Annotated in this window: 11 protein-coding genes; all 11 read left to right on the top strand. The window is 68.7% G+C overall.

Annotated elements, in window-relative coordinates; all coding sequences use genetic code 11:
- The 11 genes from ACZ63D_RS39445 (at window position 1) to ACZ63D_RS39395 (ending at window position 13,620) form a co-directional block, all read left to right on the top strand.
- The gene (locus ACZ63D_RS39445; protein ID WP_465359432.1) at window positions 1–1,155 is read left to right on the top strand and encodes a DUF2207 domain-containing protein; all 1,155 of its coding nucleotides are present in this window, start codon (window positions 1–3) and stop codon (window positions 1,153–1,155) included.
- Window positions 1,152–2,672: a DUF2207 family protein gene (locus ACZ63D_RS39440; RefSeq protein ID WP_465359431.1), complete on the top strand. Its 1,521-nt coding sequence runs from the start codon at window positions 1,152–1,154 to the stop codon at window positions 2,670–2,672. The genes ACZ63D_RS39445 and ACZ63D_RS39440 overlap by 4 nt, the downstream gene beginning before the upstream one ends.
- Window positions 2,673–2,681: 9 nt before the next feature.
- Window positions 2,682–3,974: a M16 family metallopeptidase gene (locus tag ACZ63D_RS39435; protein ID WP_465359430.1), complete on the top strand. Its 1,293-nt coding sequence runs from the start codon at window positions 2,682–2,684 to the stop codon at window positions 3,972–3,974.
- Window positions 3,971–5,362, top strand: a complete 1,392-nt coding sequence (locus ACZ63D_RS39430) for a M16 family metallopeptidase (protein WP_465359429.1) — start codon at window positions 3,971–3,973, stop codon at window positions 5,360–5,362. The genes ACZ63D_RS39435 and ACZ63D_RS39430 overlap by 4 nt, the downstream gene beginning before the upstream one ends.
- Window positions 5,362–6,369 (top strand): NAD(+) diphosphatase, encoded by a 1,008-nt coding sequence (nudC, locus tag ACZ63D_RS39425; protein WP_465359428.1) that lies wholly within the window; start codon window positions 5,362–5,364, stop codon window positions 6,367–6,369. Before ACZ63D_RS39430 ends, nudC begins: the two co-directional genes overlap by 1 nt.
- A 541-nt stretch (window positions 6,370–6,910) precedes the next feature.
- Window positions 6,911–8,107 carry an ROK family transcriptional regulator gene (locus tag ACZ63D_RS39420; protein ID WP_465359501.1) on the top strand — a complete coding sequence of 399 codons (1,197 nt, stop codon included), beginning with the start codon at window positions 6,911–6,913 and terminating at the stop codon, window positions 8,105–8,107.
- A gap of 24 nt (window positions 8,108–8,131) precedes the next feature.
- Window positions 8,132–9,508, top strand: coding sequence for an extracellular solute-binding protein (locus ACZ63D_RS39415; protein WP_465359427.1), 1,377 nt, complete (start codon window positions 8,132–8,134; stop codon window positions 9,506–9,508).
- Window positions 9,505–10,494 carry a carbohydrate ABC transporter permease gene (locus ACZ63D_RS39410; protein WP_465359426.1) on the top strand — a complete coding sequence of 330 codons (990 nt, stop codon included), beginning with the start codon at window positions 9,505–9,507 and terminating at the stop codon, window positions 10,492–10,494. The genes ACZ63D_RS39415 and ACZ63D_RS39410 overlap by 4 nt, the downstream gene beginning before the upstream one ends.
- Complete coding sequence (locus ACZ63D_RS39405) at window positions 10,491–11,381, top strand: carbohydrate ABC transporter permease (RefSeq protein WP_465359425.1); 891 nt, start codon at window positions 10,491–10,493, stop codon at window positions 11,379–11,381. The genes ACZ63D_RS39410 and ACZ63D_RS39405 overlap by 4 nt, the downstream gene beginning before the upstream one ends.
- A complete protein-coding gene (locus tag ACZ63D_RS39400; protein ID WP_465359424.1) occupies window positions 11,378–12,643 on the top strand; it encodes a 6-phospho-beta-glucosidase in 1,266 nt (421 codons plus the stop codon). Before ACZ63D_RS39405 ends, ACZ63D_RS39400 begins: the two co-directional genes overlap by 4 nt.
- Complete coding sequence (locus ACZ63D_RS39395) at window positions 12,640–13,620, top strand: N-acetylglucosamine kinase (RefSeq protein ID WP_465359423.1); 981 nt, start codon at window positions 12,640–12,642, stop codon at window positions 13,618–13,620. Before ACZ63D_RS39400 ends, ACZ63D_RS39395 begins: the two co-directional genes overlap by 4 nt.
- The last annotated feature ends 20 nt before the right edge of the window (window positions 13,621–13,640 follow it).

The raw sequence follows: 13,640 nt of genomic DNA, 5'->3' as shown, positions 1-13,640 counted from the left end.
ATGCTCGCCGACGACGTCACCGTCACTACTGCCCAGGACGGTCAGCTCACGGTCATCGAGCGCATCGTCACCGACGCCCCCGCCGTCCACCGCATTGCCGAACGCGTACCGGTCACCGACGACGAGGACCGGCTTTACGCGATCACTGACCTGCGTCTCTCCGGTGCCGCTTCCGCCGACGGAACGACGATCACGGTCACCGGGCCAGCGACCGTGACGTACACAGTTGACGGTGCGGTCGCCGCTGGCGGACAGGTGCGGGTCCAGCTCACCGGTGGCTGGGACCATCGGCTCGACCGCGTCACCGCCACCTTCACCGGCCCCGGAGTGTCCACAGCGGACTGTTACGCCGGTCAGCCCGGATCGTCCCGGCAGTGCACTTTCTCCGAACTGCGGACCGGGGGAGCGCACGCCGAACAGAACGGGTTGCGGCCAGGGGATCGGATGGACCTGGCCGTCCAAACCGGGCCGCTGCCAGAGAACGCCCGGTTTGTCCCGGCTGGACCGCTGGCCGCCTTCGCGCCTGGCTTCCCGACCGTCCTCAGCGGTCTGGCCCTCATGCTTTACCTCCTCTTCGGCGCGAGCCTGTGGCGACGGCGCAGCGGGCCACCCGCTCCGGGAGTGCCGCCCGCGTACCTCGCGTATGTCGCGCGCGGGGAAGTCGACCTCACCGGCACCGTCCTCGACCTCGTCTCCCGCGGTCATCTGCACATCGCCGACGGGCAGGTCATCCATTACGAAGCCGACCCGCTCACACCGTTCGAGCAAGCCGTCAAAGCCGCTTTCCCGCCAGGGCCGCTCGCTGCCGCACGGCCGGATCAGACGGAACTGCGAGCCCTGCTCGACGCCGAAGCGCGCCGCCAAGGCTGGCTGTCCGCGAGAGAACCCCACGTTCGCCGAGCCGGGCTCGTCCTGGCCGCCGCGGGAGTCGTGGCGACCGTCGTCCTGGCGCTCACCGTCGGCGAGGCGTTGATCGGCGTCGCACTCCTGATCACCGGGCTAGCCACCTTCGCCGCCGCTCCGTTGGTCCCGCCGCAAACCCGCCGGGGCCGTGCGCTGGGGACCCCGGCCGCGCGGGTCGAATCCCCGCTGGCGGCGGAGATCGACGCGATCCAAGCCATGGCCGAACGCCGCGCGGTGGTGTCCGCGCAATGAAACTCGCCGCCCTGCTGGCCATTCCGTTCCTGTGTGCGACGCCCGCTGCAGCGCAGGACCAGCCGTCGCTGCCGGGACTGCCGCAGAGCGTCGAGGTGGCGTTGAAAGTCCAGCGCGACGGCAGCTTGTCCGTCACCGAAGCGGTTTCGGTACCGCACGACACCTCGATGACCCGCACCATCCCGTTGCGCGCCAACGCCCGGGTGCTCGGCATCCGCGACATCAGCATCGAAGGCGCGGGCAACGCCGAATCCGGCAATGACCAGGTGACCTTCTACCTGCGCGGCGGAACGTCGGTCCTCCGGTACACAGTGGACGGTGCGGTCGGCACCAGCCTCGGCGTCGAGCACGTGACCTGGGATGTCGCCGGTGGCTGGGACACCCGCCTCGAACTGGTCCGCGCGACCTTCGCCGCACCCGCCGTCCCCGACGCGCTCAGCTGCCTCGCCGGTCCGCCCGGCTCGGCGACCCGCTGCGGAGCCGCGCAGATCGACCACTCCGGCCTGACCCGCGTTTCCGTGCCGAACCTCCAACCCGGCTCGCGCGTACAGTTGACCGCCGAACTCCCCGGCGGCACTGTCGCCGCGACTGAGCGTCTCGTCCCCAGCGGCCCCTTCGCGGCAAGCGCGCCAGTGTGGTGGGCCTGGCTGGCCTTCGCGGTGCTGGCCCTCGCAGGCGCGGTCATTGTGTTCGTACGCCGCCGAGAAGACCGACGGCCCGGCCGCGCCACTCCCGTACCGCTCCTGGACAACGGCCGCTTCTCTTCACCGGACGGCGTGCTCCCTGGACACGTAGGACTGCTTCTCACCGGACGCGTCAGCTCTATCGATCTAGCCGCGACAGTGCTCGACCTATGCGTCCGTAACTATCTATGGGTCAGCGAAGACGGCCCGCGCAACTGGGTGCTCGTGCGCCGTAACCCACCCGACGAACACCTGACCGCCTTCGAGCGCGCGGCCTACGACGCCGCTGTACCCGGCGAAGCCGCGACGCTCGCAGAGATCCGCGAAGCGGGTGTACGCGAGCTAACCGCCGATACTGTCCGTCGCGGTTGGCGTGCTCCGGAGCGGCTGTCGAAGATCGGCCCGCGGCTATGTGGGTACGGCGTCTTCCTCACCGTCCTGCTGGCCTTCACTGTCGGTTACGCACAACTCGGGTTGGTGCTTCTCGCTGCCGGCATCGCGGTGACGGCAGCCGCTCGGCTCCTGCCGGAGCGAACGAAGGCAGGACTAGACCTCCGAGACCGCCTTCTCGGCCTGAGTGCGCAACTGCGCACGATGGAAGCGCCAGACGACGAACTGCTCGCCTCTCGCGCGCTTCCATACGCGTACGCGCTGGGCGAAGCAGACGCTTGGCTTGTTAACGCTTGTTCGCTGTCGGCGTACTGGTATGGCACCTCCGCCGTGGACGCTGTGCCATTGGCGCGGACCAGCGGATTCGTGGCCGCACTGAGCGTCGCGTTCGAGGGCGCGAGGCACCTCCGACCGGACGAGCCGAAGACGCCCGCGCCTGCGTAGGGTGGAGGCATGGCCGATCCCGAGCTCTTCCGTTTCACGATCGACAACGGTCTGCGCGTGGTGCTCGCTCCTGACCCGACCGCGCCGGTGGTCGGGGTCAGCGTGCACTACGACGTAGGCTTCCGCTCCGAGCCGGAGGGGTTGACCGGTTTCGCGCACCTCTTCGAGCACCTGATGTTCCAGGGCAGCGAAAGCCTGGAGAAACTGGCGCACTTCCGGCACGTGCAGTCCAGCGGCGGCACCTTCAACGGTTCCACGCATCCGGACTACACCGACTACTACGAGGTGCTGCCCGCGGCGGCGCTGGAACGCGCGCTGTTCCTTGAGGCCGACCGGATGCGCGCGCCGAAGCTGACCGCGGAGAACCTGGCGAACCAGATCGAGGTCGTCAAGGAGGAAATCCGGCTGAACGTGCGCAACCGGCCGTACGGCGGATTCCCCTGGATCCTGCTGCCGCCGGTGCTGTACTCCACGTTCGCCAACGCGCACGACGGCTACGGAGCCTTCGAAGACCTGGAGGGCGCGACGCTGGACGACTGCGCCGCCTTCTTCGACACCTTCTACTCGCCGGCCAACGCGGTGCTGACCGTCGCGGGCGATTTCGAGGTGGAAGAGGCGAAGGCGCTCGTCCAGAAGCACTTCGGCGACGTCCCGCACCGGCCGGCTCCGGTCCGTCCGTCGTTCTCCGAACCGCTGCCCACCACGCAGCTGAACGGCGAGCACACCGACCCGCACGCGCCGCTGCCCGCGCTGGCCGTCGGCTACCGGATGCCGGACCCGATCAACGACCTCGACGGCTACCTCGCCTATCTGGTGCTGGCCGGCGTGCTCACCGACGGTGACGGCTCGCGGCTGCAGCAGCGGCTGGTGCACGTCGAGCCGCTGGTGGTCGACATCGGCGCGGGGGCCGGGCTGTTCGGCCCGTTCGAGGCGCGCGATCCGGACACGTTCACCATCACCGCGATCCACCCGCCGGACGTGCCGCGCGAGCGCGTGCTGGCCGCGCTGGACGAGGAGCTGGAGAAGCTCGCGTCCACGCCGCCGGACGAACAAGAACTCAAGAAGGTCACCGCGCGCTGGGCGGCGAGCCTGCACGCGGAGCACGACCGGCTCGTGTCGCGCACGCTCGCGCTCGGCGCGTTCGAACTGCTGTACGGCGACGCGTCGCTGGTCTACCAGCTCGCCGACCGGCTGTCCGCGGTCTCCGGCGAGGCGGTGTCGGCGGCGGCGAAGGCGCTGCGCCCGGACGCGCGCGCCGTGCTCGTCGTCAAGCCCGCAAGCACCGAAGGGACGGAACAGTGACCTCGGCTGAACAGGTCAAAGCCGCACACCGCAGCGCCGAGGAGATCGGCCGCACCGCCACCGGACCGCGTCCGCTGCCCGCGCTCGGGAAGCAGCGCGCCGCCGCCGATCTGTCCCATGTGGACACCACGCTTTCCAACGGGCTGCGCGTGCTCGCGGTGCGCAAGGCGAGCGTCCCGATGGTGGAACTGCGGCTGTGGATCCCGTTCGCGGGAGAGGACCGGATGCACGCGGCCACCGCGGAGGTGCTCGCGGAAACCGTGCTCACCGGAACCGCTCGGCGCGACCGGGTGGAAATCGACGCCGAGGTCGCGCTGATCGGCGGCGACCTCAACGCGGGCGTGGACCCGGAGCGGTTGTACTTCGGCGGCACCGCGCTGTCCGACGGCCTGCCGACGCTGCTGGACGTGCTCGGGGACGTGCTCACCGGTGCGACGTACGGCGACGCGGAGGTCGCGCGCGAGCGGGAGCGGTTGATCGAGCGCATCGCGGTCTCGCGGACGCAGCCGCGCACGATCGCGCGGGAAGCACTGCAGAAGCACCGGTACGGCGATCACCCCGCGACTCGCGAGGTCCCGCAGGCCGAGGATGTCGCCGAGGTGACCGCGGAGCAGGTGCGCGCGTTGCACACCGCTTCGGTGCTGCCGCGCGGTGCCGTGCTCGTGCTGGTCGGAGACCTTGACCCGCAAGAAGTTCCGGCCGAATTGGAGCGCGCGCTCGGCGGCTGGAAGTCAGACCGCTCGGCCGTGGTGCTGCCGCCGCTGCCGACGCTGACCGGCGGCAACGTCCTGCTGGTGCCGCGCGACGGCGCCGTGCAGTCGCAGATCCGGTTGTCCGCGCAGACGGTTCCGCGGGTCGACCCGCGCTACCCGGCGCTGCAGCTGGCGAATCTGGCGTATGGCGGGTATTTCTCCTCGCGGCTGGTGGAAAACATCCGCGAGGACAAGGGATACACCTACGGCGCGCACTCCGGCTTCGAGTTCACCGGCGACACGGCAGTGGTCAATGTGGACGCGGACACGGCCAACGAGGTCACCGCCGCGGCGTACCTGGAGACCCGCTACGAGCTGTTCCGGCTCGGCACCGTGCCGCCGACCGCGGAAGAGGTCGAATCGGTGCGGCAGTACGCGATGGGCTCGCTGGTCACCGGCACGTCCTCGCAGGGCGGGCTCGCCGGGCAGCTGATGGCGCTGGCGTCGAACGGCCTCGGCATCGACTGGCTGCAGACGCATCCGGAGCGGCTCGCGGCGGTCACCGCGGACGAGGTCGCCGAAGCCGCGGCGGAGTTCTTCGCGCCGGGCCGGTTCACCGGCGTCGTGGTCGGCGACGCGGACCTGCTCGCGCCGAAGCTGGCCGCGCTCGGAGTTTCCACCAGCGAGAAGGACTGATGAGCGTTCCGTTCGAACTAGGTTCCCTGCCGACCCTGTCGCGTTCCACAGTGGACCGTCAGGAAACCTTGCGCACCAACCCGGAGCGGCTCGCCGCGAAATGGTCGGAAGCCCGCGTGGTGCTGCTCGACGACACCGGCCGCACGCCGGTCGTCGAAGGCAGCTCCGCGCTGGCCACCCGCAAGGCGATGGACTTCGGCACCGAACCGCCCGCCGACGCGGTGTTCCTCGGCGAGTGGGAGGACGTCGACTACTGGTCGCTGCCCGGTGCCATCGAGGGCGACGCCGACACCGTGCGGCTGGCGGGCAGCTGGGGCGTGATCGAAGAGGTCCCGCGCGCCAACGGCGAGCTGTGGGTCGAGCTGCGCGGCTACGGCGAACAGCTCGACGACACGTCGGCCGGCCTGTTCACCACCGCGCAGGCGCTGCGGAACTGGCGGCGGCAATCGCGCTTCTGCAGCCGCGACGGCTCGCCGACGCGGCTGATCCAGTTCGGCTGGGCCAGCCGCTGCGAAGCCAAGGGCCACGAGGAATACCCGCGCACCGACCCGGCGGTGATCTGCCTGGTCCACGACCTCGATGGGGTCAACGGTTCGCACGTGCTGCTCGCCCGGCAGCCGATCTGGCCGCCGGACCGGTACTCGGTGCTCGCCGGATTCGTGGAGGCGGGGGAGTCCCTGGAGGGCTGCGTCGTCCGCGAAATCCGCGAGGAGGCCGGGATCGAGGTGCGGGACGTGCGGTATCTCGGCAGCCAGCCGTGGCCGTTCCCGCGCTCGATCATGCTGGGCTTCACCGCGCGCGCGGACCGCGAAGCGCCGCTGGTCCCCGCTGAGGGGGAGATCGAGGAAGCGCTGTGGGTGTCCCGAGAGGACGTCCGCGCCGCGTTCCGCAACGCCGGGACCGGCGTGCCGACGCCGATCGCTGGCGGGGCGTCGAACCTGCTGCTGCCGGGGAACTCGTCGATCGCCCGCGTGATGCTGAAAGCCTGGGCCGAAGCCGAGGAGTGACGGGCTCGTGAGTGGCGAGGCCGGGAAGAACCGTCGCCTCGCCACCCACGACCTCCGGCTCCGCCCTTCCGCGCTAGCGCCGCTCGCCGGGAGGGCGCTGCCCCACCGCCAGGGGCTTGAGCGGGGTGGCCGCACCGGCTGCTGAGCATCCACAAAGGACGCCCAGGCCCGCGAAGTACCCGATTCGCCGCAATCTGGCTGGTTCGTGCGGGGACTCCTCACGGACTACGAACCAGCACCCGGCCGCCGGGCTAATCCGCCCGTGGTCGATGCGTGCCCCGCGCTGCCCCGGTGGCCCCTCCCTTTCCCGAAATTCCCGGACCACCCCTTCCCGCTGGTCTGCACCACGTACGGTCCGCGCTCGCCCGGTCACCCTGTGCCGGTCGCCGACATCCCGCGGTATCAAGCCGTTACCCCGCTGTTTCCCGAGCCCATTGACGCCGTGTGGCCGCGCTCACTACAGTCCCGGAAAACCGTCTGTAAAGTTTCCTAATAAAGGAGCAGCCAGGTGCGAGCCGGCAGTCCGCGAACGTTGCGCGAGATGAACGACCGCGCGGCGATCGAGGCGTTGCTGCGGAGCGGGCCGCTCACCCGGGCCGAGCTCGAGGCCGCCATCGGGCTGTCCAAACCCGCTACCGCGCAGCTGCTCACCCGGCTGGAGCAGGAGAATCTCGTCGGCAAGGCCGGGGAACGCGCCGGTGGCGGACGCGGGCCGCGCGCTCAGCTGTGGGCGGTCAACGGCGGCCTCGCGCACGTCGCGGCCGTCGACCTCACCCCGCGGGTCGCGGACTTCGTGGTCGCCGACGTCGCCGGGGCCGTGCTCGCCGAGTACCGCGTGCAGCTTCCGGTGGCCGAGGACGCGGACGTGGTCGGTTCGTTCGGGCAGGCGCTGCGCCGGGTCGCCAAGGCCGCGGGCCTGCAGCTCGACGATCTGTCCAATGTGGTCATCGGGGCGCAGGGCGCGTTCGACCCGCGTACCGGACTGCTGTCGTCGGCCCCGCACATCCCGGGCTGGCTCGGGTTCAACGTGCCGAAGCGGCTGAGCGACGAACTTGGCGTGACAGTCAAGATCGAGAACGACGTAAACCTTGTCGCGGTCGAGGAAATGACCGTCGGCAACGCGCAGGGCGTCGACGATTTCGTGCTGGTGTGGCTGTCCGAGGGCGTCGGCGGCGCGGTCGTCATCGGACAACGGCTGCTGCGCGGCGCCACCGGTGGCGGCGGCGAGATCGACTGGATGCGCGTTCCCGATCCGGCCACTGTGGACACTGGCGACAGCTGGCCGTCCGCCGGGGCCCGGTACGGCAACCTGGTCGATTCGTCGGCGATCGTCCGGCTCGCCAAGGCGCACGGCATCACCGCGGACAGCGGGTGGGACGCCGTCACGCAGGCACGACGCGCGGCACACCAAGGGTTTCTGGACGATCTCGCACGGCGCGTCGCGAGCGGGGTCGCCAGCCTCGTCGCGGTCGCCGACCCGCAGCTCATCCTGCTGTGCGGCGAGACCAGCCGCGCCGGCGGCGACGAGTTCGCGGCGATCGTCGCGGAAAAACTGCACGAACTGGTCCTGCCGCGCACGCCCGTCGGCGTCGCTTCGGTGCAGGGCAACGCGGTGCGCGCCGGTGCGCTGCAATCCGCGCTCGCCACCGCCCGTGAGGACGTCTTCGGCGTCGTCACCCCCACGCTTCTGCGGCCGCGCCGGTCCGCCGGAGAGCAAGCCCCGTCCCCGACCGAGTAGACCCACCGATGGACAGGAGGGTTCATGTCCGCTCCCACCCGCATCCGGAGAATCGTGCGCAAGCGCGGGTCTCTGCTGCTCAGCGCCTTCGCGGCGAGTTCGCTGCTGGCGACTGCCGCGTGCGGCGCCGCCGCGCCCGCAGGCGGCGGTGACGCCGCGGCCCCGCCGAACAAGGACGACAAGCTCACCATCACCGTCTACAGCAAGTTCACCGACCGCGAGTATGGCGTGGTCACGAAGGCGCTGGACAAGCTCAAGGCGAAGTTCCCCAACATCACCATCAAGCACGAGGGGAACCAGGACGACGACAAGCTCACCCAGTCGATCCGCGGCGGCAACCCGCCGGACGTGGCGATCTCGTTCTACACCGACAACCTCGGCGCCTGGTGCTCCACCGGCAGCTTCCAGGACCTGAAGCCCTACATCGACCGCGACAAGATCGATCTCGAGCAGATCCCGCAGGCGGTCCGCGACTACACGTCGTACCAGGGCAAGCGGTGCGCGATGCCGATGCTCGCCGACGTGTACGGGTTCTTCTACAACAAGGCGCAGTTCGCGGCCAAGGGCATCGCCGGTCCGCCGAAGAACACCACGGAACTGTTCGAGGACGTCAAGAAGCTCACCGAGTTCAACCCGGACGGCTCGATCAAGACCGCGGGCTTCCTGCCGTCGATGCCGTTCTACGCCAACCAGGCGCAGTACTGGGCGCCGAACTTCGGCGCGAAGTTCATCGGCCCGGACGGCAAATCGTCGCTCGCTTCCAGCCCCGGCTGGAAGGAGATGTTCGAATTCCAGAAGAAGCTCATCGACTTCTACGGCGGGCACGAGAAGGTCGAGAAGTTCAAGGCCGGTCTCGGTGACGAGTACTCGAAGGACAACGGCTTCCAGACCGGCAAGCTGTCGATGATCTACGACGGCGAGTTCCGCACCGCGTTCATCAAGGATCAGGTGCCCTCGCTCGACTACGGCACCGCGCCCGCTCCGGTGCTCGACAGCCTGGCCGGCCAGTACGGCGGCGGTTTCGGCACCGGCACGATCATCGCGATCCCGAAGGGCGCGAAGAACCCGGGTGCCGCGTGGGAGCTGATCAAGCAGGCCTCGCTCGACACCGACACCCTCGTCGAGATGGCCAACGGCCTGAACAACGTGCCCAGCACCAAGGATTCGCTGAACTCGCCGAATCTGAAGATGCCGCCGCAGTTCAAGACCTTCACCGACATCTACAACAGCGGCAAGCTGGTCGCCAACCCGACCACGCCGATCGGCGACGCGTTCCTCAAGGCGGTCAACGACTTCGCCGAGAAGTGGCAGGCCGGGTCGGTGCCGGATCTGGACGCCGGCCTCAAGAAGGTCGACGCGCAGATCAACGACGAACTGGCGCAGAAGGGCGCCGGCGGATGACCACGCTGACCGCACCGGAAACCGGAACCTCCTCCGTGCCGAACCAGGCGCGGAGGGGGTCTCCCCGGGCCAAGCGCAGGCGCACGGTGTTCTGGTTCATGGCACCGGCCACCCTCGGGTTCCTCATCTTCTTCGCCTACCCGCTGGGCGCCACGCTGTTCTACTCGTTCACCCGCTACGACCTGATCAACCCTCCACAGTGGATCGGGTTCGACAACTACGTGCGCATGTTCACCAGCGAGCCACTGGTGAAAACCGCCGCGTACAACACGTTGTGGCTGGTCATCATCCTGACCGTCTGCCGGGTGCTGTTCTCGCTCGGCGTGGCGTCGGTGATTTCGCGGCTGAAATCGGGCGTCGGCATCGTCCGCACGCTCTGCTACCTGCCCGCGCTCGCCCCGCCCGCGGCCGCGACGCTCGCCTTCGTCTTCGTGTTCAACCCGGAATTCGGGCCGGTGAACCGGTTCCTGCGGCTGGTGGGCATCGACGGCGGATTGTGGTTCAACAGCCCGGAAATGTCGAAGCCCGCGCTGACCCTGCTCGCACTGTGGGGTTCGGGCGAGCTGATGATCATCATTCTGGCCGCGTTGCTGGACGTTCCGCAGGAGCAGTACGAGGCCGCGGAACTCGACGGGGCCGGGCCGGTGCGCCGGTTCTGGCACGTGACGCTGCCGTCGATCTCGCCGGTGCTGCTGTTCGGCGTGGTCAACTCGATGATCTACGCGCTGCAGTTCTTCACCCAGGCGATTGTCGCCGCGTCCGCTTCCGCGGGTACAGCTGACGTCGCGGGGAACTCGAAACTGATCGGTGCGCCGGAAAACTCGACGCTGACGTATCCGATCTGGTTGTACGTACAGGGTTTCCGGTACTTCAACATGGGTTACGCGGCGGCGATGGCAGTACTGCTGTTCCTGGTCTCCGCGGGCTTCACCTGGATTTTGGTGCGGCAAATGCGTAAGACGCAACATCAGGAGGATGGAGCATGACGACGCTTTCGGCACCACCGCGTCCGGCTGCTCCGGTGCATCCGCGGGAGAAGTTCAAGCGGCGCTGGGACAAGAAGCTGTCCTTTGTGGCCACGCACGCGGTCGGCATCGCACTCGGCGTGATCTTCATGCTGCCATTGCTGTTCGTTTTCCTCACCTCGGTGATGAAGAGCGACCAGGCGATGACCTCCAGCCTGTGGCCGACCGAATGGCATTTCGAGAACTTCGTCGAGGTGTTCCGGAAGGCACCGCTGCTGGAGTACTTCGGCAACAGCCTGCTGTACTCGGCGCTGGCCACGATCGGCGCGCTGGTCTCGGCGATCCCGGCGGCGTACGGGCTGGCGAAACTGCGGTGGCGCGGGCAAAACCTGTGCTTCATGCTCGTGGTGGTCGCGATGATGCTGCCGCCGCAGGTCACCGTCGTTCCGCTGTACGACCTGTGGGTGCGGCTCGGGTTCACCGGCACGCTGGTGCCGCTCATCGTGCCGTACTTCTTCTTCGACGCCTTCTCGATCTTCCTGCTCCGGCAGTTCTTCCTCACCATTCCGAAGGACTACCTGGAAGCGGCGAAGATCGACGGCTGCAACGAGTTCCGGGTGCTCACGCGGGTGCTGATCCCGATGGCGAAGCCGGGGATCGCGGCCACCGCGATGTTCTGCTTCCTGTTCACCTGGAACGACTATTTCGGTCCGCTGCTCTACACCGGCGAGAACAAAGACAACTGGCCGCTTTCACTGGCGATCGCGTCCTTCCGAGGCATGCACCACGTCGAATGGAACCTCACGATGGCCGCCACCGCGCTGATCATGCTGCCGGTGATCGTGCTGTTCGTGTTCGCGCAGAAGTCGTTCGTCAAGGGCATCACGTTCACGGGAGTCAAGGGATGAAACTGGCAGTGGTCGGCGGTGGGTCCACCTACACGCCGGAGCTGATCGACGGCATCGCCGGACGGCGGGCCTCGCTCGACGTCGACGAGATCGTGCTGATCGACCCGGACGCCTACCGGGTCGAAGCGGTCGGCGATTTCAGCCAGCGGCTGCTGAACCACGCGGGGCATTCGGCCCGCGTGCGCACGACGGCGAACCTGGAGGAAGGCGTCGACGGCGCGTCGGCTGTCCTCATCCAGCTGCGCGTCGGCGGCCAGAAGGCACGCGCCTCGGACGAGACGTTCCCGCATCTGTGCGGTTGTGTCGGCCAGGAAACTACCGGTGCGGGCGGGTTGGCGAAGGCGCTGCGTACGGTGCCGGTGGTGCTCGACATCGCTGAGCGCGTGCGCAAGGTCGCCGGCGACGACACCTGGATCGTCAACTTCACCAACCCGGTCGGCATCGTCACCCGTGCGCTGCTGCAGGAAGGCCACCGTGCGGTCGGCCTGTGCAACGTCGCGATCAACCTGCAGCGCAAGTTCGCGAAGCTGCTCGGCGCTTCGACCGGCGACGTCAAGCTGGTGCACACTGGACTGAATCACCTGAGCTGGGAACGCGGCGTCCTGGTCGACGGCGTCGACCGGCTGCCGGAACTCCTTGCCCAGCACGCGGAATACCTCGGCGAAGAGGTCAGCGTGCCGGTCGAGTGGATGCAGCGGATGCAGGCCGTTCCGTCGTACTACCTCAAGTACTACTACTCGCACGACGCACAGGTCGCGAAGCAGCGGACCGAGCGTCCGCGGGCCGAGGTGGTCAGCGACGTCGAGGAAGAACTGCTGAAGATCTACCTCGACCCAGAGCAGGTCACGAAGCCGGAGTCGCTGGAGAAGCGCGGCGGCGCGTACTACTCGGAGGCGGCGGTGCAGCTCGTGCACGCGCTGACCTCCGGTGGTGCGGCGGAGGAACACGTGGTGAACGTCCGCAACAACGGCACGTTCGACTTCCTTCCGGACGACGCGGTCATCGAAGTCTCGTCCACTGTGGACTCGGCAGGCGCGACCCCGATTCCGCAGCCCCCGGTCGACCCGCGGTTCGCCGGGCTGATCGCCGGGGTCACCGCCTACGAGTACCTGGCACTGGACGCCGCGATCAAGGGCGGCCGGGACCGGGTCGCGGACGCGCTGCTCGCGCATCCGCTGGTCGGCCAGTACACCAAGGCGGACCAGCTCGCGGACGAACTCGTCGCTCGCAACCGGGATTTCCTGCCCTGGGCGCGGGCATGAGCGACGCCGTCGTCGCGATCGACGGGGGGAACAGCAAAACCGAGGTGCTGGTGGTTTCGCGGGACGGCGTCGTGCTCGGCGCCTCCCGCGGTCCCGGCGTTTCTCCCCAGCGCGTCGGAGTCGACGGATGCGTTGCCGCACTGGAAGAATTCGTTCAGGAAGCCCTCCGCTCCGGCGGCCTGCCGACTGAACCGCCGTTCGCCGTGCACACTTCGGCCTACCTGGCCGGTCTCGACTTCCCCCGCGAAGAAGAGGCGCTGCACGAGGCTTTGTCGGCGCGGGGCTGGAGTTCCACTTTGGACGTCGGCAACGACGTGCTTGCTCTTCTCAGGGCTGGAAGTTCCGACGGCACCGGGGTAGCGGTGGTGTGCGGCGCGGGCATCAACGGCGCCGGCTTCGCCCCGGACGGCCGGTCGTACCGGTTTCCCGCGCTGGGCAAGGTATCCGGCGACTGGGGCGGCGGGTACCGGCTGGGCGAGGAAGCGCTGTGGTGGGCCGTCCGCGCGGAAGACGGTCGTGGTCCGCGCACCGCGCTGGAATCGGCGGTAGCGGAGTACTACGGCGCCTCGACGCTCCTGGACGTGGTGCAAGGCCTGCATTTCGAGGAAATCGACGCCGCCTCGATCCACGGCCTCTGCCCGCTGCTGTTCGAGGTGGCCGCGGCCGGTGACGAGGTCGCCCAAGACGTGGTGACCCGGTTCGCGGAGGAAGTGAGCCTGCTGGTGGCCGCGATCCTGCGCCGCCTGGACCTCACGACGTCGGCCCCCGAGGTCATCCTCGGCGGCGGGGTGCTGACCGGGGTCAGCGAGCCCGTGATCGCGGATATTGAACGGCGGTGCCTGAAAGTGGCACCCCGGGCGCAAGTGCGCGTGGTGGAGGTGAACCCGGTTGTCGGAGCCGCACTGTTCGGTTTGGACAAGCTCGGGGCTTCCGACGCCGCGAAGGCCGCGTTGAAGGCTGCGACGCAACGCGTGTGAAAAGTGGGGTGGCTGCCCGA

The organism is Amycolatopsis sp. NPDC104775, from assembly GCF_055583325.1.
This window is presented reverse-complemented; position numbering and strand designations above follow the sequence as displayed.

What these genes read in the sequence shown, in the direction of transcription:
- ACZ63D_RS39445 (WP_465359432.1), top strand. Translation starts at nt 1, where the DNA reads ATGCTCGCCGACGACGTCACCGTCACTACTGCCCAGGACGGTCAGCTC.
- ACZ63D_RS39440 (WP_465359431.1), top strand. Translation starts at nt 1,152, where the DNA reads ATGAAACTCGCCGCCCTGCTGGCCATTCCGTTCCTGTGTGCGACGCCC.
- ACZ63D_RS39435 (WP_465359430.1), top strand. Translation starts at nt 2,682, where the DNA reads ATGGCCGATCCCGAGCTCTTCCGTTTCACGATCGACAACGGTCTGCGC.
- nudC (WP_465359428.1), top strand. Translation starts at nt 5,362, where the DNA reads ATGAGCGTTCCGTTCGAACTAGGTTCCCTGCCGACCCTGTCGCGTTCC.
- ACZ63D_RS39420 (WP_465359501.1), top strand. Translation starts at nt 6,911, where the DNA reads ATGAACGACCGCGCGGCGATCGAGGCGTTGCTGCGGAGCGGGCCGCTC.
- ACZ63D_RS39415 (WP_465359427.1), top strand. Translation starts at nt 8,132, where the DNA reads ATGTCCGCTCCCACCCGCATCCGGAGAATCGTGCGCAAGCGCGGGTCT.
- ACZ63D_RS39410 (WP_465359426.1), top strand. Translation starts at nt 9,505, where the DNA reads ATGACCACGCTGACCGCACCGGAAACCGGAACCTCCTCCGTGCCGAAC.
- ACZ63D_RS39405 (WP_465359425.1), top strand. Translation starts at nt 10,491, where the DNA reads ATGACGACGCTTTCGGCACCACCGCGTCCGGCTGCTCCGGTGCATCCG.
- ACZ63D_RS39400 (WP_465359424.1), top strand. Translation starts at nt 11,378, where the DNA reads ATGAAACTGGCAGTGGTCGGCGGTGGGTCCACCTACACGCCGGAGCTG.
- ACZ63D_RS39395 (WP_465359423.1), top strand. Translation starts at nt 12,640, where the DNA reads ATGAGCGACGCCGTCGTCGCGATCGACGGGGGGAACAGCAAAACCGAG.